The organism is Dinghuibacter sp. (genome assembly GCF_035492835.1).
GTDB lineage: Bacteria > Bacteroidota > Bacteroidia > Chitinophagales > Chitinophagaceae > Dinghuibacter.
Genome location: NZ_DATJIY010000181.1, coordinates 16,574 through 40,171, shown reverse-complemented (window position 1 = coordinate 40,171; position 23,598 = coordinate 16,574). Strand labels below are relative to the sequence as shown.

The window sequence follows — 23,598 nt, the reverse complement described above, 5'->3', positions numbered from 1 at the left end:
GGGGATTTACCCTAAAACGACCCTGGGTCGCAGCTTATTGTGCTGAGGGCTAGCCCTAGGCGTAGAGCTCCTCGCGGAGCGTCTTGACCCGCGCGTCCTCGAGATACTCGTCATACGTCATCAGGCGATCGATGATCCCCTTGGGGGTTATCTCGATGATCCGGTTGGCCACGGTTTGCATGAACTGGTGGTCATGGGTGGTGAAGAGCACCACGCCCTTGAAGTCCATCATCGAGTCGTTGAAGGCGGTGATGCTTTCCAGGTCGAGGTGGTTGGTGGGCTCGTCCAGGATCACGACGTTCGGGTTCTGCAGCATCATCCGGCTGATCATGCAGCGGACCTTTTCTCCCCCGCTAAGCACCCCGGTCGTTTTGCGCACCTCGTCCCCGCTAAACAGCATCTTGCCGAAGAAGCCGCGGAGGAAGTCTTCGTCCACGTCGGTAAAGCTGGCTGGTACGAACTGACGAAGCCAGTCCAGGAGCGGAAGGTTGTTTTTGAAGAAAGGGCTGTTGTCGTTGGGGAGGTAGGCCTTCGTAATGGTCGTGCCCCATTCCAGGGCGCCGGCATCGGCCTTGGCGTCCCCGTTGATGATGTCGAAAAAACTGGTGAGCGCCCGGTGGTCGCGGGAAAGAAAGGCGATCTTATCGCTCTTGGACGTGGAGAAAGTAACGTTGGAAAAGAGGAGCGTCCCTTCTTCAGCCCGTTTGGACAAGCCGTTGACGTTGAGTATCTGGTTGCCCACTTCCCGGTCCTGTTTGAAGATGATGCCAGGGTATTTGCGCGTGGAGGGCTGGATGTCCTCGATGACCAGCTTTTCCAGGGCTTTTTTCCGGGAGGTGGCTTGCTTGGACTTCGAGGCGTTGGCGCTGAATCGGGCGATAAAGTCCATGAGGTCCCTGCGCTTTTCCTCGGTCTTTTTATTCTTGTCGGACAACTGACGCGCGGCCAGTTGCGAGCTTTCGTACCAGAAGGTGTAGTTACCGGTGTATATCTTGATCTTTTGGCGGTCGACATCCACCGAGTGTGTACACACCGCGTCCAGGAAGTGACGGTCGTGGCTGACGACGATGACGATGTTCTCGTAGTCCGCCAGGAAGTTTTCCAGCCAGGATATGGTGGTGACGTCCAGGTCGTTGGTCGGTTCGTCCAGGAGCAGGATGTCCGGGTTGCCGTACAGCGCCTGGGCCAGCAGGACGCGGAGCTTGAGGTTACCGGGCAGGTCCTTCATCAGCGTCTGGTGGAACTCCTCGGCGACGCCCACTTCCCCCAGCAGGGTGCCGGCGTCGCTGTCGGCGGTATAGCCGCCCATTTCGCCGAACTCGCCTTCCAGCTCACCCGCGCGCATGCCATCGGCTTCGGTGAAGTCGTCCTTGGCGTATATGGCTTCGCGCTCCTTCATGACCTCCCACAGCTTCTTATAGCCGATCAGGACGGTCTCCAGGACGGTATTCTGGTCGAATTCAAAGTGGTTTTGCTTGAGGACGGCCATGCGTTCCCCGGGGGTAATGTCCACGGTTCCCTTGTTGGGATCGATCTCCCCACTTAAAATTTTCAAAAAAGTACTCTTCCCTGCCCCGTTCGCGCCGATCACGCCGTAGCAATTCCCCTTGGTAAACTTGAGGTTAACTTCGTCGAACAATACCCGTTTCCCGTAGGCTAGGGTTATATTATTTACTGCGATCATGTAAAACTCCGTATAACGGGCGCAAAGATAAATGTTTTGCCGAACTTAGGGGACCTTAACACCTACCGCATGGAACAAAAACTCTCCCGACAGGTCGCTCTCATTACCGGCGCCAGCAGCGGCATCGGCGCCGGCGTGGCCAAAGCCATGGCCGCCAGCGGCGCCACCGTCGTCCTCAACTACCCCGTGGACGCCACCAGACCCGCCGCAGAGGCCATCCTGGCCGACATCACCGCCGCCGGGGGCAAGGGCATGACCTGTCAGGCCGATGTCAGCAAAGAGGACGAGGTCGTCCGGATGTTCAAGGACGTGGTGAGCGCCTATGGGACCGTGGACATACTTGTCAACAACGCCGGTCTGCAACGCGACTCGGCCTTTACCGAAATGACCCTGGACCAATGGAATACCGTGATCGGCGTCAACCTCACCGGGCAGTTCCTGTGCGCCCGCGAAGCGGTCCGGGAGTTCCTGCGCCGGGGCATGCAACCCGAAAAATCCCGCGCCCTGGGTAAGATCATCTGCATGAGCAGCGTACACGAGATCATACCCTGGGCCGGCCACGCCAACTACGCCGCCAGCAAGGGTGGCATCCATATGCTGATGCAGACCATCTCCCAGGAATTCGCGCCCAAAAAGATCCGGATCAACGCCATCGGACCGGGCGCCATCAAAACCCCGATCAACCACGCGGCCTGGGCGACCCCCGAGGCCGAAGCCAAGCTCGAGGAGCTCATCCCATACGGACGCGTCGGCGTGGTCGAGGACATCGGCGCGGCCGCGGTTTGGCTGGCGAGCGACGACAGCGACTATGTGAACGGAGTAACGTTGTTTGTGGACGGCGGCATGACGCTGTTCCCAGGATTTTCAACGAACGGTTAAACGCCCCGCGGTGCGCGGCGCGCGTGCAAAATAGAAGAGCGATGAACGAAGAGCAACAGCGGCTGGAAGACCCAGCCTGGAAAAAATGGGGCCCCTACGTATCCGACCGGCAATGGGGCACGGTACGGGAAGACTACAGCGAGGGCGGGGACGCCTGGTCGTACACCACGCACGACATGTCCAGGAGCAAAACCTACCGATGGGGAGAGGAGGGTATCGCGGGCTTCTGCGACGACCAGCAGCTGCTGTGCCTGTCGCTGGCGCTGTGGAACGAAAAGGATCCCATCCTAAAGGAGGTGTTTTTTGGCTTGTCCAACAAGGAAGGTAACCACGGGGAGGACGTCAAGGAGCTCTACTACTACCTCGACGGGACGCCCACGCATTCCTATATGAAGATGCTCTACAAGTATCCCCAGGCGACCTACCCCTACGAACGGTTGCGGCGGGAGAACGCCGCGCGGACGCGTCTGGACCCCGAATTCGAAATCCTGGATACCGGCATCTTCGACAAGGACGAGTATTTCGATGTATTTGTCGAATACGCCAAGGGCGGCCCCGAAGACGTGCTCCTGCGTATCCGCGTCGAGAACCGCGGCACCCTGCCGGCGCCCATCCGGTTGCTGCCCACGGCCTGGTACCGCAATACCTGGAACTGGGGCTATGACGCTTATAAGCCGGTACTGGAACCCGACGGTCCCGGACGGCTGTCGGTAAAGCACCGGGACCTGCAGGGATACTACCTCTACGCGGAAAACCCCGCGGAATGGCTTTTTTGCGAAAACGAAACCAACGCCCGCCGGTTGTTTGGCTACGACGACCACCACCCCTATCCCAAGGACGGCATCAACGACCATATCGTCACGGGACAGGCCACGGTCAACCCCGGCCGCCAGGGTACCAAAGCGGCCGCTTCCTATGCCTTTACCGTGGGCGGCGGCCAGTCGGTGACCATCCGGCTGCGGCTGGCCAAGGCGGACATGGCCCAGCCCTTCAAGGGTTTTGACGACCTGATGACCCAACGCATCGCGGAGGCCGACCGGTTCTACCAGGACCTGGAATACGATATCGAGGCGGGGGACGAACGCCTGATCTACCGCCAGGCGCTGGCGGGCATGCTGTGGAACAAACAATTCTACTATTACAACGTCCAGCATTGGCTCGACGGGGACCCCGCACAACCGGCGCCTCCGGCCGCCCGTAAAAAAGGCCGGAACAGCAATTGGAAGCACGTCAAGGCGGTGCACATCATATCTATGCCGGACAAATGGGAATACCCCTGGTTTGCCGCCTGGGACCTGGCCTTCCACGCCATCACGTTTACCCTGCTCGACCCGGCCTTCGCCAAAAACCAGCTCTACAGCCTGACCCGGGAATGGTTTATGCACCCCAACGGCCAGCTCCCCGCCTACGAATGGAACTTCAGCGACGCCAACCCGCCCGTACACGCCTATGCGGTCTGGCGGGTGTACCAGATCGACGCCAAGCAGAACGGCGGCAGGGGGGATCTCGTTTTTCTGGAAAAATTATTCCACAAGCTCCTCATCAACTTTACCTGGTGGGTAAACCGTAAGGATGCCGAAGGGAACAACATCTTTGAAGGCGGCTTCCTCGGCCTGGACAATATCGGCGTTTTCGACCGGGATATCGTGCTGCCCGAAGGTCAGCTCGTGGAACAGGCCGACGGCACGTCCTGGATGGCCATGTATTGCCTGAACATGCTCCGGATTTCACTGGAGCTCTCCAAAGCCAACAAGACGTACGTGGAGATGGCCAATAAATTCTTCGCGCACTTCCTGTACATCGGCGCCGCGCTGGATTCCCTGGGGGATAAGAGCCAGGGGCTTTGGGACGACGAGGACCAGTTCTTCTACGACCAGATCCGCGCCAGGGATGGCACCTCCAAACGCCTCAAGATCCGCAGCCTGGTGGGGTTGATCCCGCTCCTGGCGGTCGAGGTGATCGACGACAAGCTGCTTAAGCAGCAACCCGAGTTCCAGGCCCGGATGACATGGTTCCTGGAAAACCGCCCGGACCTGGCCAGTCTGGTCACCCGGTTCAACGAGCGGGGGGACAACGAAAAACGCCTCCTGGGGCTGGTGCGTGCCCACCGGATGAAGGCGGTCCTTCAAAAAATGCTGGACGAGTCCGAGTTCCTGAGCCCCTACGGTATCCGCTCGGTCTCCAAGTATCACCTGCAACATCCCTACCAGTTCCCGGTGGACGGACAGATCCTGGAAGTCAAATACCTGCCCGCCGAAAGCGACAGCTCACTCTTCGGGGGGAACTCCAACTGGCGGGGCCCGATCTGGATGCCCATCAACACGCTGCTGATCGAAGCGCTCTCTCGGTACCACTACTATTATGGGGATGGGATGACGCTGGAATGCCCCACCGGTTCGGGTAAATTCCTCAACCTGCACGAGATCGCGGATTTTCTCCGCTGCCGGCTGGTCGCGATCTTCAAACGCGACGCGGAGGGGCGGCGGACGGTGTACGGTACGCGCGAAAAGTGCCAGACCGACCCGCATTTCCGGGACTACGTCCTGTTCCACGAATACTTCAACGGGGATAACGGGATGGGGCTCGGCGCCTCGCACCAGACCGGCTGGACGGGCATGATCGCGAAGGTCATCCAACCCCGCTGGCCCAAACCCGCCAACGTCGACGACCTCGTGCCGGTGACCAACCAGGCGCAGGCGGCCAATATGGCGCCACCCGCCGGACCGGCTCCACAGGCCATCCCGAACGAGAACAAGACGCCAGCGCCGGCACAAACGGCGGAAGCGATACAAGCGACGCAACCGGCGGCACCGGCGCAACCGAATTGATTATCTTTACCCGAAAAATTTGCCTCTGCGATGGCCCAACGACCCTGGTTTAAGGACTGGTTCAATTCACCCTATTACCACCTGCTATACGCTGGTCGTAACGAGCAGGAAGCTGCCGACTTCATCGACGCCCTGCTGGCGAACCTGCGTCCCGCCCCCGACGCGCGGATGCTCGACGTGGCCTGCGGCCGCGGCCGTCACGCGCGCTATCTCCAGTCCCTGGGCTATGACGTCACGGGGATCGACCTTTCCCCCAACAGCATCTTTTACGCCAAGGCTTACGAGAACGACCGGCTCCACTTTTATCAGCACGACATGCGTATGCCGTTCTGGATACGGTACTTCGATTATGCGTTCAACTTCTTTACCAGCTTTGGCTATTTCGATACCCGGCGCGAGCACGACAACGCGATGCGCAGCATGGCGCAATCCCTCCGCGGACCGGGCGTGCTGGTGATCGACTACCTGAACGTGCGTTTCTGGGAGAACAACCTCCAGCACAAGATGGAACGCGAAGAGGAGGGCGTGGCCTTCCACATCACCAAATGGATGGACGAAAACCACTTCTTCAAAAAGATCGAGGTCGAGGACGAAAAGCTCGACCGCCCGCTGGAGTTCTGCGAAAGGATTGCCAAGTTCACCCTCGGCGACTTCACCGAGATGCTCGCCTTCCAGGGGATGCAGGTCAAGGAGGTATTCGGCGATTACCAGCTCGGCTCCTATAAGATGAATGAAAGCCCGCGGCTGATCATGGTTGCGCAAAAGCAATAGGGCCCGGGAAAACCCGGGCCCGTTCATAATGGGTAAGTAAGCGACGCCGTCTACGGCGCCGGAATTTATAAAAGCCGTGGCTTCCGGGTCGGGCCCGAATTACCAAAAAATACGATGTTGTCGAGGGGGTGACAGGCGTGATGCCCTGTGGCCAGAAGGTGCGGTTTATTCATTAGAGACCGGATCGTTGGATTTTAATAGTTCAAATATAAAACAATTCTATATTCAAAGCAAGCAACCCGGGGAAAATCCCGCGGCGACGGCAGCCGTTGAACGCTGGGGCGGCGGCGCCTAACGCCCCCGCTCAGGGTTTCTTGTGATTATTCACCAGCAGGTACCGCGCCGTCTCATAGAAGGCATCCGTAAACCGGCGCATCCGCCCCTCGAGGCTGTCCGCGGCAGGCCCGGCGGGGACCGCGTTGTCGCGGATCGACACAAACCGCTCCTTGCCGCCGGTGATCTGACGGACATAGTAATACCCGTCGAGCACGACGCCGATCTCCTTGGCGTCGTGGTCCATGATGAACGAGACGTCGGACGTCGTGTCGCGCGGGTGGAAGAGGTCCCGGCCCAGGGTGGTATTGGTATGCGGAGCGTGCAGCAGACCCGCGATCGAGGGCAGCACGTCCACCTGCGAGCAGTTCATGGTGTGCCGGGCGGGGCCCAGCAAACCCGGCGCATAGAACAGCAGGGGCACATGAAAACAGGTCAGCGCTTCGTCCGTCCAGGCCCGGGGCAGCATATCCCCGGCGTCCCCGCGTATGCCGTGGTCCCCGATAAATACGAAGACGGTATTGCGGAACCAGGGCGCGCCCTGTGCGGTTTCGATAAAGCGGCGGTAGCAAAAGTCGGTATACCGGAAGGCGTTGAGCTCCTCGTTTTCCTGGAAACCGTATTTACGCAGCGTATCCTCGGGGTAGCCCACCTCATTGAAGTCCTTCCGGTCTTCGGCGGGGATGGTATACGGCCGGTGGTTGTCGGATGTCTGGATGATGGCAAAAAAGGGCTTGTTCTGTTTGGCCAGCACGCCCGTGGCCTCGACGAAGAGGTTTTTGTCGCTGACGCCCCAGACGTCGAGCCGGGGGGCCTTGTAGTCGCTCTCCTCGTAGAGGTGCAGGCCCTTGAGGTTGTTCTCGAGCACGCCCCGGATGTTCGCCCAGCTGGCGCTCCCCCCGATAAAATAGTACTTCTCGTAACCCGACAGGTCGTTGAGGATCGAGTGCTGGTCGACCGCCTGCGGGTTCCGGCTGGAGGTATTGTCGATCGCCACGTCGGGGGTACCCGTCACCGTGGCCCATACACCCCGGGCCGTGCCGTAGTGGGGCGTAAAACAATGATCGAAGAAAACACCCCTGTCGCACAGGGAGTCGAAGAAGGGCGTCGTGTTGAGTGGATTGCCCCACATCGAGCTTTTATAGCCGCTGAAGCTCTCGCAGATGACCAGGATCACGTTAGGCCGCGCCACAGCGGCGAGCGGCGTAGGCGGGGCGACCGTGCGGGTGTAGTTCAACGCCACACTGTCGGGACGGTCCACCCCCAGGTACTCCGCCATCATCGGATAATATTTCCGGGTCGCGTCCTTGTCGAAATTCTTGAAACGGAATTTCATCGAGCTGAAGAAACTCTGGAACGGATTCAGCGCCAGCTGCGCCTGACGGTCGCTGGCCAGGGAGAAGGCGTCACTCCAGCGCAGGGGGTATTGCCCAATGTGACCGAAGATACCCCCCGCAAGCAAAACAAATATAACCACGCCCCAGATCCACCGGGCGGCGCGTGAGGTGCGAACCTCGCTTCGGCCGATCACCCGGTAACCCCAACGGAGGACGACCATGAGTATCAGTACTACGCCGACGATGGTGAGGAATATCTTTATCACGGGATAACTTTCCCAGATCATGCTGAGGGAGGTTTCCCCGTCCCCCATATACGTGAGCACGCTGGCGTTCAGCCGCTGTGACAAATAGTCGTAGTACTGGAAGTCGAACGCGTAGACAAACGTCAGGACCACCGCCGCGACCCAGAGGATGACAAACCAGGCGGTTTTGCCCCAGCGGCCCCGGTAGGGATGGAAAACAGGGATCGATCCGAACAACAGGAGGAAAACCGATAGTATACCGACGTCCCGCAGGTCATACCGGACCCCAAGCCAAAAGGCGGGCAGGACATGGCCAAAGGTCTGTGTGGAGGTATAGGTAAGGTATAGCAACAGCCTGGCGAGGCTCATAACGACCAGGAACACAACGGCGGTAAAGAGAAGCCACCGCATATACCTGGGCAGGGATGTAAACATATGAATAGATAATAATGAGTTAATGATTCCTTCACCAAAACATAACGCACAAGGGGCAAAATTCAGAAAACTCTTTGATTTGCAAAAATTTCGGATTTTTATACCAGCATGGACCTCCTTCAGCAGATCATACACGGGGACAGAATCCTCTTTGAAAGCATCAACAGCCGCTGGACCAACCCCTTTTTCGACCATTTTTTCCTGTTTGTACGGGAGGCCCTTTTTTGGACGCCCCTGTATTTTTTCCTGCTCCTGTTTGTAGTCCTGAATTTTGGTTGGAGGGGCTGGTGGTGGGCCTGCTTTTTTATAGGCTGTGTGGCCGTGACCGATACCGTGTCCAGCCATATCCTGAAGGAGGCCGTGGGCAGGATAAGGCCATGCGCGCTGGGCGGATCGGTGCGGTTCCTGGCCAACTATTGCCCCCAGGGCGGCAGTTTCCCCTCCGCCCATGCGACCAACCACTTCGGCATGGCCACCTTCATGGCTCTCACGCTGGGGCGTATCAGCCGCGGCTGGTGGGCGGCCTGGGCCTGGGCGGCCATGATATCCTACGCCCAGGTATATGTGGGGGTGCATTTCCCCCTGGATGTATTGGGTGGCGCCGTACTAGGCATCCTGGCCGGTATGGTGTTTGCCCGTTTATATAACCGGAAGATCGGGCCCCTTTTGTTCACCAATCCCTCTCCAGAATGACCGAGTTATTGATCATTTTCGGCTTGATCCTCCTGAACGGATTTTTTGCGATGGCGGAAATCGCGCTGGTATCCGCCCGTAAGGCGAGGCTCGAGGCGCAGGCCGCCAAGGGCGACGAGGCCGCCCGCCAGGCGCTGGAGCTGGCCGCGCAACCCGCCCGGCTTATTTCGACCGTCCAGATAGGTCTTACCCTGATCGGTATCCTGATCGGGAACCTGTCCGGGAGGGCCATGGAGGGGGACCTTTCCAGCTGGCTGAGGCGTTTTCACTGGCTCGGACAACACACCGAGGACCTTGCGACGGTCATCATCGTATTGGTGGTCAGTTACTTCGTATTGGTACTGGGCGAGCTGGTCCCCAAAAGGATCGGGCTGTCCGCCCCCGAAACCATCGGCAAGGCGCTTTCCGGGATCATGAGCGTCCTGTCCAAGGTGATGTTCCCGTTCACCTGGACGCTCACCAAATCCTCGAACTTCCTCTACCGCATCTTCCGGATCGAAAACCACGAAAACCAGGTGACGGAGGACGAGATCAAGGCGATCATCAACGAAGGCACCGAACACGGCGCCATCGAAGAAGCGGAGCAGGAGATCATCGAGCGGGTGTTCCACCTGGGGGACCGCAACATCACGTCGCTGATGACCCACCGGAGCGACATCATCTGGTTCGACCTGGACTCGCCAGTAGCCGCCGTGCGCGACCGCGTCCGCGAATCCACGCACTACACCTACCCGCTCTGCGACAAAAACATCGACGACATCAAGGGCATCATTACGCTCAAGGACCTTTTCCGCGTGGAGCCCTCTACCCGTCTTTCGGAGATCATGCGACCCGCGTTGTATGTCCCGGAAAACAACTCCGCCTACCAGGTGCTGGAGAAATTCAAGCAGGCGAAGATACATTCCTGTTTTATCGTCGATGAATACGGCACCCTCCAGGGTATGGTCACGCTCAACGACATCCTCGAAGCCATCGTGGGCGACATGCCCGAGACCGGGCAGGACGACTACGAGATACTCCGCCGCTCCGACGGGTCCTATCTCGTCGATGGCCAGCTGCCGTTTTACGACTTCATGCAGTACTTCGACAAGCTGGAGTGGATCGACACCGAGGAGATGGAATACGACACCCTGGCGGGCTTTATCCTCCATGAGCTGGAACGCATCCCTTCCACCGGCGAAATGCTCCAGTGGAAGAACTTCGTCTTCGAAATCGTGGATATGGATGGGCACCGCATCGATAAGGTGCTGGTCACGGTGAAGGCGGAGCCTGGTTCGGAGGAGGAGAAGGGGGACGACTCTCCCTGAGCCGTCCCGCGGCCTTCAGCTGCTGGTGCAGCGCCCACTCTATCTGCCCGTTCACGCTGCGGAACTCATCCTGTGCCCATCGCTCCAAAGCCTGGTACAGGTCCTCGTCCAATCGCAGGGCAAAACTTTTTTTTCCGCTCATTGGTATAACGACCCTGTGTTCAGAACCGGTTGTGCGCCACGTTCGCCGCAGAGCACCACCATCAGGTTAGAGACCATCGTGGCCTTGCGCTCGTCGTCGAGCTCCACGATGTGGCGTTTGGACAACTGGTCGAGGGCCAGCTCCACCATGCCCACGGCGCCCTCCACGATCTTCGTCCGGGCGGCCACGATCGCGGTGGCCTGCTGGCGCTGGAGCATGGCCCCGGCGATTTCCTGGGCGTAGGCAAGGTGGCTGATCCTGGCCTCCTTGACGACGATGCCGGCGGGCGCCAGGCGTTCGTTCAATTCGCTTTCCAGCAGCTCGCTGACCTTCTCGCCGCCTTCGCGAAGCGTGATCTCGGCCTTTTCGTCCTCCATGTTGTCGTAAGGACAGGTCTGCGCCAGGTGACGGACCGAAGCCTCGCTTTGGATGGTGACGTACTGCTTGAAGTCCGCCACGTCAAAGGTCGCCTTATAGGTGTCGCTGACCTGCCAGACGATGACGCAGGCGATTTCCACCGGGTTCCCCATCTTGTCGTTGACCTTCAGGACCTGGCCGTTCAGGTTGACGACCCGTAGCGACACCTTGGTGGTGGAATAGAAAGGGTTGATCCACATCAGGCCGTTATCCTTGACCGAGCCGATGTAGCGGCCAAAGAAGGTGCAAACCCGGGCTTGGTTCGGCTGGATGATCATGATCCCCTTAAGGAGGAAAAAGGAGGCCACGAGGCAAACGACGCCTGCCACGACGAGCCAGCCGTTCTGGCCGTCATTCAGGGAAAAACAGGCAATGCCCGAAGCCAGCAGTACGAGGGCAAAGAAAAGGGCCAGAAAACCCGGAACCGGGCGTATAAGCTTTTCCATTATTTTGATATTAATTTGATATCAAATGTAAGCGGTTTTTGTATTGGTAGGTAGCGTTACCTTTAAAAAAAAATTCATGTCCGCCCGCCTCCTGCTGCCGATCCTGTTGCTGCCGCTCATAAGTGCAATCCCCTCAAGCAGTTCCATGAATTTTTATGGTGCCGACGACCCTCATATCCGGTACACCGGTCGCGTGGACTTCAGCAACCCCAAAGAGCCGCATTTCTGGCAACCGGGGGTTTATGTGGAGGTTAAATTCGAAGGCTCTTCCTGCCAGCTCTACCTAAAGGACGAGGTCCTGTATGGTAAATCCCATAATTACATCGAAATACAGGTGGATGACGAAACCCCCTACCGCCTTCAGACACGGGGAAAGTCAGATACGCTGACCATCGAGGCGCGGATCAAGGCCGGCAGCCACCGGCTCATCCTGTGCAAGAATACCGAAGCGGGCGTCGGCTATATCGGTCTTGCCGGGCTGCGCTGTAAAAAATTACTCGACCTGCCCGCGGCCCCTACGCGCAAGATCGAGTTCATCGGCAATTCGATCACCTGCGGTTACGGGGCCGATATGTCGATCAAGCCTTGCGGACAGGGGGAATGGTACGACCAGCATAACGCCTATATGGCGTATGGCCCGGTTACGGCGCGCGCGCTGAACGCGCAGTGGTATCTATCCGCGGTATCCGGCATCGGTCTGATGCACAGCTGTTGCAACATGGACATCATCATGCCCCAGGTATTCGGCAAGGTCGATATGCGCGCGGATTCCATCCAATGGGATTTTAGCCGGTACCAGCCCGACGTGGTCACTGTGTGTCTCGGTCAGAACGACGGTATACAGGATTCGACGACTTTTTGCGGGAATTACCTGCACTTCCTCCAGGACCTCCGGGGTCACTATCCTTCCGCGACCTTCGTTTGCCTGAACAGCCCCATGGCGGACGCCAGGCTGGCCCGGGTGCTCAAGCGCTACCTCGGCGCGATCGTCCTGGCGGCACAAACGGGTGGCGATAAAAAGGTCTTCACTTACAGCTTCAGCAAGTGGTATCACCATGGGTGCGGGGCGCACCCGGATATAGTGGAGCAGAAGGAGATCGCCGGGGAGCTTACTGCATTCCTAAAGCAGACGATGGGCTGGTGATTTGCGCCGGCACCTTTCCTATGCAATCCCTGGGTGATCAGTACCCGGTCTGTCCGGTACGCACGTCGTACTTCTTCTTTCCCGAATTCTTCTTATTGTATTGCTCGACCTCGGGCGGTGGCTTTGCGCCGGCGGAGTCCGTGGTGGCGCGGGCGGTGGTGATGCCGTTCTGGAGCTTGCCCAGTAGGTAGTTTTCGGTCTTGGCCACGGTACCCAGGGAGGGGTCGTAGTATTTCCAGGTGCCGTTCTTGACGGTGGAGGCCTCAAGCTTGACGACGCGGCGATTGGCCTTGAAGGGGTTGTGCGGATCGTCGTAGACGACTACGGTGTCGTAGGGGTTCTGGGGATTGGCGGAGAGCCAGCTTTCTTCGCGGAGCGGTTCACCGGCCATGGTAAAATACTCCTGTATACCATCCTTACTGCCCCATTTGTAGTTTTCGACGGCAATCAGGTCGCCCATCCCGTCGAAGCGCTTCCAGACCCCTTCCCTGACGTCGTTGTAAAAGACGCCCTGCTCGTCGTAGGCCGGTTCGCCCCGCAGCTCGTCCTGGTGGATCACCCAGCGGCCCTGTTTTTTGTGGTTCTGGTCGACGCAGTTCAGGGTGTCGCCCTTGTCGTCGAGCTTATAGGTGAGGCACTGGGCGCCCGCGCGCCCGCCATAGAGCGTGAGGAGTAAAAGACCGGTTTTCAAGGGATGTATAGGCATGGCTGAATCGATTCTGGGTATACAACGTCGGAAGGGGCGCTTTTATTGGAGCACTTCCCGGAGTTTGACCTCCAGCTCGCCGCCCCTGAGGTTCCGGCCCACGATCACCCCCTTGGGGTCCACCAGGATGTTCTGGGGGATGCTGGAGATGTTGTAGAGACGGGCGGCGGCGTTATTCCAGTATTGGAGGTCGGACACCTGTGTCCAGGTGAGGCCGTCGTCGGCGATGGCCTTGACCCAGGGTTCCTTGGACTGGTCCAGGGATACGCTCAGGATGGTGAAGTTCTTGTCCTTGAACTCGGAATAGGCCTTGACGACGTTGGGGTTCTCCATCCGGCAGGGTCCGCACCAGCTGGCCCAGAAGTCCACGAGGACGAATTTTCCGCGGAAGGAAGACAGCGATATGGGGCGACCGCTTACGTCGTTTTCGGTAAAGTCGAGCGCCATCGTCCCTTCTTTGCCGATGTGCGACTTGGCGATCTGTTCGGCCAGGATGCGGCCATAAAAATCGTGTTGTACCGGCGCCGCCAGCTGGTTATACCTCGCCTCCAGCCAGTCGTACTGCTGACGGACCTGCATGTGGACGGCCAGGATAAAGGTGCTGACGTGGGAAGCCGGGTGGGCGGTCACATACTGGGTGACCATGCCATCGAGCGTATCCAGCTTTTGCCGGTAGACCGCGATCAGGCTATCGGAAGCCGGCGTCCCCCGGGGCTCTGCGTTGAGGCGTTGGGCGATCTCGCCGAGCCGGTTGAAGAAGGGCGCAAAAACGGGCTCGAACTGCAGATAGTCCGTTTCCGAGGGCGCTCCCTGTACGACGGCGTGCTCCAGGTCGCTCCCCGTGACGGTGATCTTTGCAGGGTCGAGAAAGAGCAGCCGGTGCTGTGCCGGCGTGGACAGGAAATACAGGTTCGGGTCGCGGAGCGTGCCATGCAGGATGAAATGGCCGCCGCGGGCTACGGCCCTGGCCAGGGTATCCTTGGAAATATTGGGGTTGGACAGGAACACGGGGGTCCCGTCGGCAATGCCGGATACGGTGCCGGTCAGGGTAAAGGTGGTGTCGCTCTGGGCCTGGAGGCCGGCGCTCCACAACAGTGACGCCAGACAGGGTATGAACCATTTATTTTGCATGTCGCTCTTTTAATATGTCGGTGACTTCGGCCAGGCTGTACCCTTTGGCCTGGAGCAATACCAGGTAGTGGAACAGCAGGTCCGCCGCCTCATTCAGAAAAAGGCTTTTGTCGTCGTCCTTGGCTTCGATCACAAGCTCCACCGCCTCTTCCCCCACCTTTTGGGCCACCTTGTTGATCCCTTTGGCCAACAGCTTGGCGGTGTAAGACGTCTCGGGTGCCGCCCCTTTCCGGGAGGCGATGACGCCCTCCAGGTAGGTCAGGAAGTCCCCGGGCACGTTGTCCTCCGACCAGCAGGTGTCCGCCCCGGTATGACAGGTCGGGCCCTGTGGCCGCGCCTTGACCAGCAAGGTGTCCTCGTCGCAGTCGACGCGGATGTCCCCCGCCAGCAGGAAGCGTCCGCTTTCCTCCCCTTTGGTCCACAACCGCTGTTTGGAACGACTGTAAAACGTGACCTTCCCCGTTTCCCGGGTTTTGGCCAGGGCGTCTTCATTCATAAAACCCAGCATCAGCACCCGTAAGGTATCCTCATCCTGGACAATGGCCGGCACGAGGCCGTCCGCGTATTTCCCGAAATTAACGTGCATGGTCTGTTCTAACCGGTATTTGATGCCTTTGCAAATATCCTTTTAAATCCGGAATCCCCACCTCCTTGAAGTGAAAAATGCTGGCTGCCAGGGCAGCGTCGGCGTGCCCCTTTTTGAATACGTCCAGAAAATGAGCGGGTTGCCCCCCGCCCCCGGACGCAATGACCGGGACAGGGAGGGTTTCGGCCAGCCGGCTGGTGATGTCCAGGGCAAACCCCTGTTTGGTGCCGTCGTGGTTCATCGAGGTCAGGAGGATTTCGCCCGCGCCCCTTTTTACGCCTTCGCTGGCCCAGTCGGCGCAACGGGTATCGGTCTTTATCCGGCCTCCGTTCAGGTAAACATACCACTCTCCGTCCTCTTCCTGGCGGGTATCGATGGCCAGGACCACGCATTGGGAGCCAAATTCCCTGGCGAGCTCGCTGATGAGCTCCGGTCTTCTGAACGCCGCGGTGTTGACCGATATCTTATCCGCCCCGCACTGAAGAAGGTAGGACACGTCTTCGATGCTGGATATCCCGCCCCCGACCGTAAAGGGGATGTTGATGTGCCGGCTGATCCTGTCGACCAGCTCCCGGAGCGTTTTCCGCTTTTCGTTGGTGGCCGTGATGTCCAGGAAAACGAGCTCGTCCGCCCCCTGTTCCGCATACAGGGCGCCGAGCTCCACGGGGTCGCCCGCGTCGCGGATGTTTTCGAAGTTGATGCCTTTGACGGTACGGCCGTCTTTTATATCCAGGCAGGGGATAATGCGCTTTGCGAGTGCCATATGTTGCATTTTACCGCGCAGCGCCGAAAACCCGTAGGTCCTCCAGCGTTACGCGGCCTTCGTAAATAGCTTTTCCCACGATGGCGCCCTTGCAGCCGATCTTTTTCAGGTCTTCCAGGTCTTTCAGGCCGGATACGCCCCCGCTGGCGATAAACCAGAGGTCGGGGAAGCGGTCGATGATCTTGGCGTATAACGCCACTGACGGGCCTTGCAGAAGACCGTCCTTACTGACGTCGGTGCAGAAGACCTGGCGGATGCCTTTATCGACATAGGCGCCGATGAAGTCGAAGACGTTTTGGTCCGTCGTCTCCAGCCAACCGCTCACGGCGATCTGCTCTCCCTTGACGTCGGCGCCCAGCAGGAACTTGTCGGCACCTCGCCGGCTTATCCATTCCGCCATCGTGTCGGGTTGTTTGACCGCCATGCTCCCGATGGTGGCCAGCGCCGCCCCGGAGTCGAAGACGATATCCAGGTCCTTTTCGGTCTTGATGCCGCCGCCAAAGTCGATGGTCAACGTCGTCCCTCCAGCGATCCGTTCGAGCACCTTCCAGTTCCGCACGGTTCCAGCCTTGGCCCCGTCCAGGTCCACCAGGTGCAACCGGCTAAGTCCGGCGCCCTCGAAGGATTTGGCGGCCTCCAGCGGGTCTTCGTTGTATATCTTTTTTTGCGCGTAGTCGCCCTGGGTGAGGCGCACGCACTTACCGTCGATGATGTCTATGGCGGGGATGATTTCCATAATCATAGACTCAGGAAGTTTTTGAGGATACGTTCTCCCACGGCGGCGCTCTTTTCCGGGTGGAACTGGACGCCGTAGAAATTGCCGTGCTGTAGAGCGGCGCTGTAAGGATGGATATAATCGGTTGTCGCGATCGTGTGCGGGCCCAGATCGGCGTAATAGCTGTGGACGAAGTATACGAAGGGCTCGTCGCCCAGACCGCTCAGCAGCGGACTTTGCACGTCGGTGATGGTGTTCCAGCCGATCTGGGGAACCTTGGCGGCCTCCGCGGGCCGGGGTGCCGCCGGAGCGGCGGCCGGGCGGAAACGACGCACCGATTCCCCGAATATACCCAGGCAGGTCGCGTTGTTCTCCTCGGAGTGCGCGCACATCAGCTGCATCCCCAGGCATATCCCCAGCACCGGCTGCGTCAGCGACCGGATCACGGTGTCGAGGCCGCGCTCGCGGAGATACGCCATGGCGGTGCTCGCCTCGCCGACACCGGGGAAGATAACCCGGTCGGCCGCGCGGATCAGCGCGGGGTCGTCGGTAACGGTACACCCGGCGCCGACGCGCGACAACGCGTAGCGGACCGACTGAATGTTCCCGGCGTTGTATTGGATGACGACGGTCATGGCCGGATGGTTTTTATAAAACCGCGCGTTACTTCCGACAAGGTGTTGCCCGCGGCCTCGGGGCCCTTGAGCGCTTTGATAAAGGCCGTGCCTATGATGGCCCCGTTGGTATGGGCGCAGGCTGCGTCAAAGGTGGCCGCGTCCCGAATGCCGAAACCGACGAGGACGGGGTTTGTCAGCCCCATGGCCTCCAGGCGTTGCAAGTAGGTCTCGCTCATTTCTTTATTTTTGCCGGTCGTGGAAGACGAGGACACGGCATAGAGAAAGCCGCTGCTGAGGGCGTCGATTTTCCGGATGCGTTCGGGGGCGGTTTCGGGCGTGACCAGGAAGACGAGGTGGAGACCATGCGTACGCAGCACCGGCGCATATTGCGTTTCGTACTCGTGCATGGGCAAATCGGGCAGGATCAGCCCGTCGATGCCCGCCGCGGCCGCGTCGGCGCAAAAGCGCTCAAATCCATATTGCAGGACGGTGTTGAGGTAACCCATGAGCAGGACGGGGACCTTGACGCGTCCACGGAACCCCTGCAGTTGTTGGAACAACAGCTCTACAGTCATCCCGTTGGCAATTGCGGCCATGCTGCTGGCCTGGATCACCGGTCCGTCCGCCAGCGGGTCGCTGTAGGGCATACCCAGCTCGATCATGTCCACCCCGCTGTCCTGGAGGGCCTCCATCACTTCGAGGGTGCTATCCCGTTGGGGATAGCCGGCGGTGCAATAGACGCTGAGCACGCCGCGGCGGCCCCCGGCAAATAAGGTATCTATTCTATTCATTTGGATTCCATATAAGTCATGTACGCTTGCATGTCTTTGTCGCCCCGGCCGGACAGGCAAAGGACGACGGTGTCGCTGGGCGACAGCTCCAATTGCCCCAGCCCCGCCAGCGCGTGGGAGGATTCCAGGGCGGGGATGATGCCTTCCATCCGGGCCAGGTCGAAGGCAGCCACCAGCGCCTCCTGGTCGGTGGCGTTGAGGTACCGGCCCCGGCCGCTCTTGTACAGGTGCGCGTGGAGGGGACCGATCCCCGGGTAGTCGAGACCCGCGGAAATGCTGTGGGCTTCGAGCACCTGGCCATCATTGGTCTGCATAACCAGGCTGCGGCTGCCGTGGAGTATGCCATCCTTACCCAGCTGGGTGGTGGCGGCGGAGTGGCCGCTGAGCACGCCTTCGCCGGCGGCTTCGACCGCGATCAGCTCCACGGAGGGCTCGTCAAGGAAATGAAAAAAGGTCCCGGCCGCGTTGCTCCCGCCCCCGACGCAGGCGATGACCTTGGTCGGGAGCTCGCTCCCGGTCGTTTCTTTTAGTTGCGCCCGGATCTCTTCGGAGATCACGCTTTGGAAACGGGCGACCATGTCCGGGTAGGGATGCGGGCCGACCACGCTGCCGATGATATAATGGGTATCGATGGGATTATTGATCCAGTCGCGGATGGCCTCGTTGGTGGCGTCCTTGAGGGTCTGGCTACCGCTCAGGGCCGGCTCGACGCGGGCGCCCAGCATCTTCATCCGGGCCACGTTCGGGGCCTGGCGCTCAATGTCGCGGGCGCCCATATAGACGATGCACTCCATGCCCATCAGCGCGCATACCGTCGCGGTGGCCACGCCGTGCTGGCCTGCGCCGGTCTCGGCGATGATGCGTTGTTTGCCGAGCCTCCTGGCCAGGAGGATCTGCCCGATGGTGTTGTTGACCTTGTGCGCGCCGGTGTGACAGAGGTCTTCCCGTTTCAGGAAGATACGGCTGTTGTACCGCTCGCTCAGACGGCGGGCAAAATAGAGGGGGGTAGGCCGCCCCACGTAATCCCGGAGCAGCGCGCGGAACTCCTGTTGGAAACCCGGTTCGTGTATGATGTCGAGGTACCGGTTGCGGAGCTCCTCCACGTTGGGGTAGAGCATCTCAGGGATATAGGCGCCCCCAAATTGCCCATAATAACCGTTCGTATCTACTTGAAAAGAAGTCATATGCTATGTACTGCGTTTATAAATGGCCCAAGGCGCTCCAGGTCTTTCACCCCCGGTCGTTCCTCGAACTTGCTGTTTACATCGATGGCGAAAAGGTTCCCGCCCGCGGCCGTCGACCGGAAGTGGCGGATGTTCTCCACATCGTCCGGACCGATCCCCCCCGAGAGGATAAACGGCTTGCTGAATTCGGCTTTTGCCAGCAGTTCCCAGTCGAATTTCCGGCCCGTCCCGCCGTATTGATGTCCCGCCGTATCGAACAGGAACAGGTCGCAGACGTTGTTGTAGTTCCGGACCCGGTATTCCACATTGTCGTCGGGGGAGACGCGGAAGGCCTTGATCGTTTCCAGCTGCTCCGATACCCTCTCGCAGAATTTGGGCGTTTCGTCGCCGTGGAGCTGGACCATTTCCAAACCATAGTCTTCCACTGCCCGCATGACCTCGTCGTAGGTCGGGTTGACAAAAACGCCGACCTTGTTGGTCTTCCACCGCGCCCGGCGCACGTCTTCCGGACGGAGCAGGTTTCCCAGGAAGCGCGGGGACTTGGGGTAGAACATCAGCCCCACGAACTCCACACCCCAGTCGTCCAGGGCCTGGATCTGCTCCATTTGTGTCAGGCTACAGACTTTGAGGCGCATGGGGTTTTAGTTGAGCGACAAAATTATGGAAGGCGGCGCCGGGGTCCGGCTCCCGCATAAACGTTTCACCGATCAGGAAACCGGTAAACCCGTGGGCGCGCATTTGTTGTATGGTCTCCGGGTGGCTGATCCCGCTTTCGGCGATCCTGGGCATATCCCCGGGGAGGCGATCGGCCAGCCGGACGGACCGGTCGATGTCCACCTGGAAGGTCTTCAGGTCCCGGTTGTTGATACCGACGAGGTCGATCTCAGGGCAAACGTGATCGAGTTCGTCCTCGGCGTGAAGCTCGAGCAGGACTTCCAGGTTCAACGAATGCGCGAGCTTTCCAAGTGTTTGCACCTGCTTCGGTGTCAGACACGCCGCGATGAGCAAGATCACGTCCGCGCCCAACGCCCTGGCTTCGATTACCTGGTATTCATCGATCATGAAGTCTTTCCTTAATATCGGAATGGCATTGACCCGCGCGGCCTTCAGGTCTTCGGGGCTGCCCCCGAAGAATTTGTTGTCCGTCAGTACGGACAGGCCGGAAGCGCCGTTTTCGGTGTACGCCTTTGTGATCGCCGCCGCGTCAGCCCCTTCCAGGAAAACGCCCTTGGAGGGCGATTTGCGCTTGAACTCGGCGATGATGCCTGTCTTTGTGGGATCGGCCAGAAAGGTCTTGAGTGAAAAGGTCTGTCGTTGAGGCGCGCGCTCCAGCGTTTTTACGCTCACGGCCTTTTTGGCCGCCGCCACTTCTTCCCGCTTGTTCGCTACTATCGTATCCAGGATCGTCATGATTGCATCGATATGAGTGTTTCCAAAGCCCGGTAGGCCTTGCCGCTTTCCAGGCTTTCCAGGGCCGCGTCGTAACACGCCGCATAGTCCCCGTATTTCCCGGTGCAATATAACGCCATCGCGGCGTTGGCGACGACGACGGCGTGTTGAGCCCAGGTGCCCTCGGCCTTCAGGACGCGCAGGAACAGCCTGGCGGCTTCCTCCACCGTATTGCCCCCGTACAGGTCCGCCGGGAGGACTGACCGTTTGCCGAGTTGTTCGGCGGAATAGATCTTTTCTCCCGTATTACTGATGACCTTGGTATCCCCGGTCAATGAAATCTCGTCGTAGCCATCCAGGCCGTGGATGATGGTGAAGGCCTGGTCCCCCTGCTGGAGGAGGTAGTTGTAGATGCGCGCCATTTCCAGGCTGTACACCCCGATCAGCTGGAAGGGCGGGAAGGCCGGGTTGACCAGCGGACCGAGCATGTTGAAAAAGGTCCGGATACCGAGGGCGCGGCGGATGGCGCCCACCGCCTTGAGCGCGGGGTGGAAGTTGGGCGCGTGGAGGAAGCAGATGTTGCTTTGCTCCACTTCCTTTTGCAGGGTCGCGCTGTCGCTTTTGAACTTGTAGCCGAGCTGCTCCATGACGTTCGACGCGCCGCTGATCGTGGAGGCGCCGTAGTTCCCGTGCTTGGCCACTTTCTGCCCGGTGCCCGCCACGACAAAACAGGAGAGCGTGGAAATGTTGAACGTGTTTTTGCCGTCGCCTCCGGTACCCACGATGTCGATAACGTCGTACCCGTCCATATCCACGCGTACGCACAACTCGAGCAAGGCGTCGCGGAAACCTTGCAGCTCCCCGATGGTGATGCTGCGCATGAGATAGACCGTTATAAAGGCCGTCACCTCGCTGTCGCTGAAGGCGCCCTTGGATATCTGGACCAGGGTTTCCCTGGCCTGCTCCCGGGTGAGGGTCTTGTGCTCGAACAGGTATTGTAAGATTTTCTTCATTGCTTCAGCCAGTTTTGAAGGATGGATTCCCCTTCGGGCGTGAGTACGCTTTCGGGGTGGAACTGTACGCCCTGGACGTCGTATTTTTTATGCCTGAGCCCCATGATCATGCCCTTGTCGTCGACGGCGGTTATCTCCAGCGCCTCGGGAAAGCCTTTATCACCCACGACCCAGCTGTGGTAGCGACCTACTTCCAGCGTTTCGGGCAGGCCGTTGAAGAGGGGTGTTTTCACCGTTATGTGGATCGGCGTCGCCACGCCGTGGTATACCTGGCTCAGGTTGACCAGCTGCCCGCCAAAGGCCTCCCCTATCGCCTGGTGCCCCAGACAGACGCCGAGGATGGACTTGGTGGGGGCGTACGCTTTTATCAGCGGGAGCAGCAACCCGGCTTCTTCGGGTATGCCCGGTCCGGGCGACAGGATAATCTTGTCGTATGCCGCGACGTCCTCCAGGGGGATCTGGTCGTTGCGGTAGACATCGACCTTCTGGTGGAGGATTTTTTCCACCAGGTGAACGAGATTATACGTGAAACTATCGTAGTTATCGAAAACGAGAATCTTTGTCATAGATTTTCCGCCAGTTCCAGCGCCTTTTTTAGTGCGTTCAATTTATTGTTGACTTCCTGCAATTCGCTCTCCGGATCGGAGGCCGCCACGATCCCCGCCCCCGCCTGGTAGTACAGGTTGTTGTCCTTACTCAGGAAGGTCCGGATCATGATCGCGTGGTTTATATCCCCGTTAAACCCGACGTACCCGATGGCGCCGCCATAGTACCCGCGGGGCGTGGGCTCGTAGGCGTCGATCAGCTGCATGGCCTTGAACTTGGGCGCGCCGCTCAAAGTCCCCGCCGGGAAGGTGGTGGCGAGCAGCTGGAAGGGGTTGGCTCCGGCGGGCACGTCCCCGGTCACCTCGCTGACGAGATGGATCACGTGGGAGTAGTATTGCACCTTACGGTATTCGGATACCGTGACCCCCGTGCACGTACGGCTCAGGTCGTTGCGCGCCAGGTCCACGAGCATCACGTGCTCCGCGTTTTCCTTGGGGTCGTGGAGGAGGCGCTCCGCCGCGGCCATGTCGACCGCGTCATCGCCGGTCCTTTTGAACGTCCCCGCTATGGGATGGATCACCGCCTTGTGCTGTTTGAGGATGACCTGGCTCTCGGGGCTGGACCCCATCAGCCGGTAGTCCCCATAGTCAAAGAAAAACAGGTACGGAGACGGATTGATGCTCCTGAGCGCCCGGTATACGTTGAACTCGTCCCCGGTAAAGGGCCGCTGGAAACGCCGGCTGAGCACCACCTGGAAGACGTCCCCGCGGTAACAGCTCTTGATGCCCTTGCGCACCATTTCCCGGTAGGTCTCGTCCTCCATATTCGACGTCTCCTGGCCATTGACCTTGAACGGGTACACCGGCACGTCCTTGGACCGGATGAGCGACTCGACGACGGCGCGTTCGCTTTCCATGCCCTTGATACCGTTCTCACAGAGGTAGAGCTCGTCCTTGTAGTGGTCGATCACGATGACGTACTGGTACAACCGGTACCGCATGAGCGGTATACCGTCGGAAGGCTTGAACCGGATCGGCTCGAAGAACTGTTCCGCGTCGAAGGCGGTATAACCAAACAGACCCTGCGCGAATTTTACCGGCTTCTCCTCCACCGCGTTCACCTCGAAACGCTGCATAAAACCCCAGAGCAGCTCCGGGACGGAGTCGTTTTTACCGATAGCCCGGCTTTCGGCTTCCTGCCTGGGGAGCTTTGTCTCGATCCGCTCCAGGCTGGAGATCTCCATCCCCGCGATGGCGTTGATGCCGATAAAGGAGTAGCTGTTCTGCCCGGCGTGAAAGTCCGTGCTCTCCAGCAGGACGGTGTCCCGGAAACGGTCCCTCAGCCGGAGGTAGATGCCGACCGGCGTGAAGACGTCGGAGAGCATTTTTTTGTAGGTCGTCGTGATCGCTGTTTTACTCATGGTTTCCAGTTGTACCGCCTTCCGGCGGGTGTCTGCCGCCCGGGGCGGGCTAAAATTCCGAAGGCCCGCTGTGTACAGCGGGCCTTCGTTTAGAATATATTGCAAATATGCAAGGCTCTGTTACACAGCGTTCAGA

General features: G+C 59.3%; 22 protein-coding genes. 6 read left to right on the top strand and 16 right to left on the bottom strand.

What is annotated here, in order from left to right:
* Window positions 1-55: 55 nt before the first annotated feature.
* Window positions 56-1,684 carry an ABC-F family ATP-binding cassette domain-containing protein gene (locus tag VL547_RS17230; protein WP_325580139.1) on the bottom strand — a complete coding sequence of 543 codons (1,629 nt, stop codon included), beginning with the start codon at window positions 1,682-1,684 and terminating at the stop codon, window positions 56-58.
* A gap of 69 nt (window positions 1,685-1,753) precedes the next feature.
* On the opposite strand from VL547_RS17230, the gene VL547_RS17225 reads away from it, so the two are divergent.
* Genes VL547_RS17225 through VL547_RS17215 form a run of 3 tightly spaced genes read left to right on the top strand, consistent with a single transcriptional unit; the run spans window position 1,754 to window position 6,162 of the window.
* Complete coding sequence (locus VL547_RS17225) at window positions 1,754-2,563, top strand: SDR family oxidoreductase (RefSeq protein ID WP_325580137.1); 810 nt, start codon at window positions 1,754-1,756, stop codon at window positions 2,561-2,563.
* Window positions 2,564-2,604: 41 nt separating this feature from the next.
* A complete protein-coding gene (locus VL547_RS17220; protein ID WP_325580135.1) occupies window positions 2,605-5,391 on the top strand; it encodes an MGH1-like glycoside hydrolase domain-containing protein in 2,787 nt (928 codons plus the stop codon).
* 30 nt (window positions 5,392-5,421) lie between these two features.
* Entirely contained in the window at window positions 5,422-6,162 is a 741-nt protein-coding gene (locus tag VL547_RS17215) for a class I SAM-dependent methyltransferase (RefSeq protein WP_325580133.1), read from the top strand.
* A 304-nt stretch (window positions 6,163-6,466) separates the two neighbouring features.
* Here VL547_RS17215 and VL547_RS17210 read toward each other — a convergent pair whose 3' ends face one another.
* Window positions 6,467-8,452, bottom strand: a complete 1,986-nt coding sequence (locus tag VL547_RS17210; protein ID WP_325580131.1) for an LTA synthase family protein — start codon at window positions 8,450-8,452, stop codon at window positions 6,467-6,469.
* Between the two features lie 108 nt (window positions 8,453-8,560).
* Between VL547_RS17210 and VL547_RS17205 the strand changes: the two genes are divergently transcribed.
* Complete coding sequence (locus VL547_RS17205; protein ID WP_325580129.1) at window positions 8,561-9,145, top strand: phosphatase PAP2 family protein; 585 nt, start codon at window positions 8,561-8,563, stop codon at window positions 9,143-9,145.
* The gene (locus VL547_RS17200) at window positions 9,142-10,452 is read left to right on the top strand and encodes a hemolysin family protein (RefSeq protein ID WP_325580127.1); all 1,311 of its coding nucleotides are present in this window, start codon (window positions 9,142-9,144) and stop codon (window positions 10,450-10,452) included. Before VL547_RS17205 ends, VL547_RS17200 begins: the two co-directional genes overlap by 4 nt.
* 138 nt (window positions 10,453-10,590) lie before the next feature.
* On the opposite strand, the gene VL547_RS17195 is transcribed toward VL547_RS17200, so the two are convergent.
* Entirely contained in the window at window positions 10,591-11,457 is an 867-nt protein-coding gene (locus VL547_RS17195) for an SPFH domain-containing protein (RefSeq protein WP_325580125.1), read from the bottom strand.
* Between the two features lie 76 nt (window positions 11,458-11,533).
* Between VL547_RS17195 and VL547_RS17190 the strand changes: the two genes are divergently transcribed.
* Window positions 11,534-12,601 carry an SGNH/GDSL hydrolase family protein gene (locus VL547_RS17190; RefSeq protein ID WP_325580123.1) on the top strand — a complete coding sequence of 356 codons (1,068 nt, stop codon included), beginning with the start codon at window positions 11,534-11,536 and terminating at the stop codon, window positions 12,599-12,601.
* Window positions 12,602-12,638: 37 nt separating this feature from the next.
* Here VL547_RS17190 and VL547_RS17185 read toward each other — a convergent pair whose 3' ends face one another.
* From VL547_RS17185 to VL547_RS17125, 13 genes are read right to left on the bottom strand one after another with little or no spacing between them, the layout of a single operon-like run.
* Window positions 12,639-13,307 (bottom strand): hypothetical protein, encoded by a 669-nt coding sequence (locus VL547_RS17185; RefSeq protein ID WP_325580121.1) that lies wholly within the window; start codon window positions 13,305-13,307, stop codon window positions 12,639-12,641.
* 42 nt (window positions 13,308-13,349) lie between these two features.
* Window positions 13,350-14,438: a redoxin domain-containing protein gene (locus VL547_RS17180; protein ID WP_325580119.1), complete on the bottom strand. Its 1,089-nt coding sequence runs from the start codon at window positions 14,436-14,438 to the stop codon at window positions 13,350-13,352.
* On the bottom strand, window positions 14,428-15,024 hold the full coding sequence (gene hisIE / locus VL547_RS17175; RefSeq protein WP_325580117.1) for a bifunctional phosphoribosyl-AMP cyclohydrolase/phosphoribosyl-ATP diphosphatase HisIE: 597 nt from the start codon (window positions 15,022-15,024) through the stop codon (window positions 14,428-14,430). The genes VL547_RS17180 and hisIE overlap by 11 nt, the downstream gene beginning before the upstream one ends.
* Complete coding sequence (gene hisF, locus VL547_RS17170; RefSeq protein WP_325580115.1) at window positions 15,014-15,787, bottom strand: imidazole glycerol phosphate synthase subunit HisF; 774 nt, start codon at window positions 15,785-15,787, stop codon at window positions 15,014-15,016. Before hisF ends, hisIE begins: the two co-directional genes overlap by 11 nt.
* 10 nt (window positions 15,788-15,797) lie before the next feature.
* Window positions 15,798-16,529 (bottom strand): 1-(5-phosphoribosyl)-5-[(5-phosphoribosylamino)methylideneamino]imidazole-4-carboxamide isomerase, encoded by a 732-nt coding sequence (gene hisA, locus VL547_RS17165; RefSeq protein WP_325580110.1) that lies wholly within the window; start codon window positions 16,527-16,529, stop codon window positions 15,798-15,800.
* A complete protein-coding gene (gene hisH / locus VL547_RS17160; RefSeq protein WP_325580108.1) occupies window positions 16,526-17,137 on the bottom strand; it encodes an imidazole glycerol phosphate synthase subunit HisH in 612 nt (203 codons plus the stop codon). Before hisH ends, hisA begins: the two co-directional genes overlap by 4 nt.
* On the bottom strand, window positions 17,134-17,910 hold the full coding sequence (gene trpA / locus VL547_RS17155) for a tryptophan synthase subunit alpha (RefSeq protein ID WP_325580106.1): 777 nt from the start codon (window positions 17,908-17,910) through the stop codon (window positions 17,134-17,136). The genes hisH and trpA overlap by 4 nt, the downstream gene beginning before the upstream one ends.
* The gene (gene trpB, locus VL547_RS17150; protein WP_325580104.1) at window positions 17,907-19,094 is read right to left on the bottom strand and encodes a tryptophan synthase subunit beta; all 1,188 of its coding nucleotides are present in this window, start codon (window positions 19,092-19,094) and stop codon (window positions 17,907-17,909) included. Before trpB ends, trpA begins: the two co-directional genes overlap by 4 nt.
* Entirely contained in the window at window positions 19,091-19,729 is a 639-nt protein-coding gene (locus tag VL547_RS17145; RefSeq protein WP_325580102.1) for a phosphoribosylanthranilate isomerase, read from the bottom strand. The genes trpB and VL547_RS17145 overlap by 4 nt, the downstream gene beginning before the upstream one ends.
* Window positions 19,710-20,504 (bottom strand): indole-3-glycerol phosphate synthase TrpC, encoded by a 795-nt coding sequence (gene trpC, locus VL547_RS17140; protein ID WP_325580100.1) that lies wholly within the window; start codon window positions 20,502-20,504, stop codon window positions 19,710-19,712. Before trpC ends, VL547_RS17145 begins: the two co-directional genes overlap by 20 nt.
* Window positions 20,501-21,496, bottom strand: a complete 996-nt coding sequence (gene trpD / locus VL547_RS17135) for an anthranilate phosphoribosyltransferase (protein WP_325580098.1) — start codon at window positions 21,494-21,496, stop codon at window positions 20,501-20,503. Before trpD ends, trpC begins: the two co-directional genes overlap by 4 nt.
* On the bottom strand, window positions 21,493-22,062 hold the full coding sequence (locus VL547_RS17130; RefSeq protein WP_325580096.1) for an aminodeoxychorismate/anthranilate synthase component II: 570 nt from the start codon (window positions 22,060-22,062) through the stop codon (window positions 21,493-21,495). The genes trpD and VL547_RS17130 overlap by 4 nt, the downstream gene beginning before the upstream one ends.
* Window positions 22,059-23,462, bottom strand: coding sequence for an anthranilate synthase component I family protein (locus VL547_RS17125; protein WP_325580094.1), 1,404 nt, complete (start codon window positions 23,460-23,462; stop codon window positions 22,059-22,061). Before VL547_RS17125 ends, VL547_RS17130 begins: the two co-directional genes overlap by 4 nt.
* Between the last annotated feature and the right edge of the window lie 136 nt (window positions 23,463-23,598).

Excerpts from the sequence above, each read along its gene's own strand:
- hisH (WP_325580108.1), bottom strand. The coding sequence starts at position 17,137 with ATGACCGTCGTCATCCAATACAACGCCGGGAACATTCAGTCGGTCCGC.
- VL547_RS17200 (WP_325580127.1), top strand. The coding sequence starts at position 9,142 with ATGACCGAGTTATTGATCATTTTCGGCTTGATCCTCCTGAACGGATTT.
- VL547_RS17125 (WP_325580094.1), bottom strand. The coding sequence starts at position 23,462 with ATGAGTAAAACAGCGATCACGACGACCTACAAAAAAATGCTCTCCGAC.
- VL547_RS17145 (WP_325580102.1), bottom strand. The coding sequence starts at position 19,729 with ATGCGCCTCAAAGTCTGTAGCCTGACACAAATGGAGCAGATCCAGGCC.
- VL547_RS17220 (WP_325580135.1), top strand. The coding sequence starts at position 2,605 with ATGAACGAAGAGCAACAGCGGCTGGAAGACCCAGCCTGGAAAAAATGG.
- VL547_RS17130 (WP_325580096.1), bottom strand. The coding sequence starts at position 22,062 with ATGACAAAGATTCTCGTTTTCGATAACTACGATAGTTTCACGTATAAT.
- VL547_RS17205 (WP_325580129.1), top strand. The coding sequence starts at position 8,561 with ATGGACCTCCTTCAGCAGATCATACACGGGGACAGAATCCTCTTTGAA.
- VL547_RS17230 (WP_325580139.1), bottom strand. The coding sequence starts at position 1,684 with ATGATCGCAGTAAATAATATAACCCTAGCCTACGGGAAACGGGTATTG.
- VL547_RS17180 (WP_325580119.1), bottom strand. The coding sequence starts at position 14,438 with ATGCAAAATAAATGGTTCATACCCTGTCTGGCGTCACTGTTGTGGAGC.
- hisF (WP_325580115.1), bottom strand. The coding sequence starts at position 15,787 with ATGGCACTCGCAAAGCGCATTATCCCCTGCCTGGATATAAAAGACGGC.
- trpB (WP_325580104.1), bottom strand. The coding sequence starts at position 19,094 with ATGACTTCTTTTCAAGTAGATACGAACGGTTATTATGGGCAATTTGGG.
- trpA (WP_325580106.1), bottom strand. The coding sequence starts at position 17,910 with ATGAATAGAATAGATACCTTATTTGCCGGGGGCCGCCGCGGCGTGCTC.
- trpD (WP_325580098.1), bottom strand. The coding sequence starts at position 21,496 with ATGAAGAAAATCTTACAATACCTGTTCGAGCACAAGACCCTCACCCGG.
- hisIE (WP_325580117.1), bottom strand. The coding sequence starts at position 15,024 with ATGCACGTTAATTTCGGGAAATACGCGGACGGCCTCGTGCCGGCCATT.
- VL547_RS17215 (WP_325580133.1), top strand. The coding sequence starts at position 5,422 with ATGGCCCAACGACCCTGGTTTAAGGACTGGTTCAATTCACCCTATTAC.
- hisA (WP_325580110.1), bottom strand. The coding sequence starts at position 16,529 with ATGATTATGGAAATCATCCCCGCCATAGACATCATCGACGGTAAGTGC.
- VL547_RS17185 (WP_325580121.1), bottom strand. The coding sequence starts at position 13,307 with ATGCCTATACATCCCTTGAAAACCGGTCTTTTACTCCTCACGCTCTAT.
- trpC (WP_325580100.1), bottom strand. The coding sequence starts at position 20,504 with ATGACGATCCTGGATACGATAGTAGCGAACAAGCGGGAAGAAGTGGCG.
- VL547_RS17190 (WP_325580123.1), top strand. The coding sequence starts at position 11,534 with ATGTCCGCCCGCCTCCTGCTGCCGATCCTGTTGCTGCCGCTCATAAGT.
- VL547_RS17225 (WP_325580137.1), top strand. The coding sequence starts at position 1,754 with ATGGAACAAAAACTCTCCCGACAGGTCGCTCTCATTACCGGCGCCAGC.
- VL547_RS17195 (WP_325580125.1), bottom strand. The coding sequence starts at position 11,457 with ATGGAAAAGCTTATACGCCCGGTTCCGGGTTTTCTGGCCCTTTTCTTT.
- VL547_RS17210 (WP_325580131.1), bottom strand. The coding sequence starts at position 8,452 with ATGTTTACATCCCTGCCCAGGTATATGCGGTGGCTTCTCTTTACCGCC.